This is a genomic window from Aetokthonos hydrillicola CCALA 1050, assembly GCF_017591665.1.
Taxonomy (GTDB): Bacteria; Cyanobacteriota; Cyanobacteriia; order Cyanobacteriales; family Nostocaceae; genus Aetokthonos; species Aetokthonos hydrillicola.
Window position 1 is genome coordinate 1 of record NZ_JAAKGC010000160.1, and the last position, 1,457, is coordinate 1,457.

Here is a 1,457-nt window from a genome sequence, read left to right on the forward strand (position 1 = left end):
CCAGTTTTGTAGAAAGTTTCTCCAAAGATACCACACCCCGTAATTTAGATGATCTGCTGCGGATGGAGTATCGCACGAAGTTACTCAACCCAAAATGGGCGCAAGCAATGGCGAATCAAGGTTCTGGCGGTGCATTTGAAATTTCCCAACGCATGACAGCGTTAATTGGTTGGGGTGGTACAGCAGATTTTACTGATGATTGGGTTTATGATCAAGCTGCGGATACTTACGCCCTAGATCCAGAAATGGCAGAAAAGTTGCGTAAAAGCAATCCTGAAGCTTTTCGCAATGTTGTCAGCAGAATGTTAGAAGCGCACGGGCGAGGTTTTTGGCAAGCTAGTGAGGAGAAGTTAGATAAGTTGCGAGATCTATATGAGTTGACAGATGAAGAAATTGAAGGTGTTAACTAGGTTAGCGCTATAAAGTGAGAAAAAGCAAACCTTTACTCTCGTCAAAATGATTTTGTCATGTCAGAATCTCTCAAAGAAATTAGAATCTGTTTCGTTGGTGAATCTTTTATCAATGGCACGGGAGATCCAGAGTGCCTGGGTTGGACTGGCAGAGTATGTGCCCATACGAATCGAAAAGGATACGAGATTACTTACTACAATTTAGGTGTTCGAGGAGAAACTAGTCGTTATTTAAAGCAGCGTTGGCAATCAGAAGTCTTTTATCGTCTACCCAAAGAATACGACTGTAGAGTTATTTTTTCCTTTGGAGTGAATGACACCGGAAGCAATGGTATTCAACAGGGGATAGAGTTAGCCGAGTCGCTGGAGAATACTCGCAACATTTTGAGCGAAGCAAAGCAGCACTACCCCATCTTGATGGTGGGTCCCCCGCCCTGTGGCGATGTCAATCAAGAAAAAAGAAATCAAATACTAGCTAATCTATCAGAGGAATTTGCGTTGGTTTGCAATGAACTTAATGTTCCATATCTCAATATATTTTCCAAATTGGTGAACTCTCCAATCTGGCTAACGGAAGCAAAAGCTAATGATGGTGCCCATCCTAGAGCAGCTGGTTATGCAGAATTTGCAGAAATTGTACAATCCTGGGATGGGTGGTTAAATTGGTTTACTGCTTTGCTAGGTTAGGTTGAGTACTGACTGTTAAGCTTTACGTAACCTTCTGAAAGAGCACATCCCCATACAGTTGCACTCGCCTTACCTGTATTCAGGCTCACATGAACGCCTACCTTTTCATCTGCCATGATCGCTTTAAGTCGATCAAGAATATCGGGCTTGGGCTCACTAGGATAGACTTGTAGATTACCAAACCGAATTACTACGCGTTGTTGATCAATATCAGTGTCGTCAGAACACTTGCCGATTGCCATTGCCACTCGCCCCCAGTTCGGGTCTGCTCCATGAATTGCTGTCTTTACTAAAGGCGAATTGACAATAGCTTTAGCAACTCGCTTAGCTTGGGCATAAGTAGCTGCCTGATCGACCGTA

At 43.4% G+C, this 1,457-nt stretch carries 3 protein-coding genes; 2 read left to right on the top strand and 1 reads right to left on the bottom strand.

Annotated elements, in window-relative coordinates; all coding sequences use genetic code 11:
* Positions 1–410: cobaltochelatase subunit CobN (locus tag G4P69_RS34050; protein WP_208354315.1), on the top strand; the 410-nt coding region annotated here is incomplete at its 5' end.
* A gap of 57 nt (positions 411–467) precedes the next feature.
* Positions 468–1,097, top strand: coding sequence for a GDSL-type esterase/lipase family protein (locus G4P69_RS34055; RefSeq protein ID WP_208354317.1), 630 nt, complete (start codon positions 468–470; stop codon positions 1,095–1,097).
* Here G4P69_RS34055 and G4P69_RS39710 read toward each other — a convergent pair.
* The coding region (locus G4P69_RS39710) for a bifunctional ornithine acetyltransferase/N-acetylglutamate synthase (RefSeq protein WP_243903132.1) at positions 1,094–1,457 on the bottom strand (364 nt) is incomplete at its 5' end. The genes G4P69_RS34055 and G4P69_RS39710 overlap by 4 nt on opposite strands.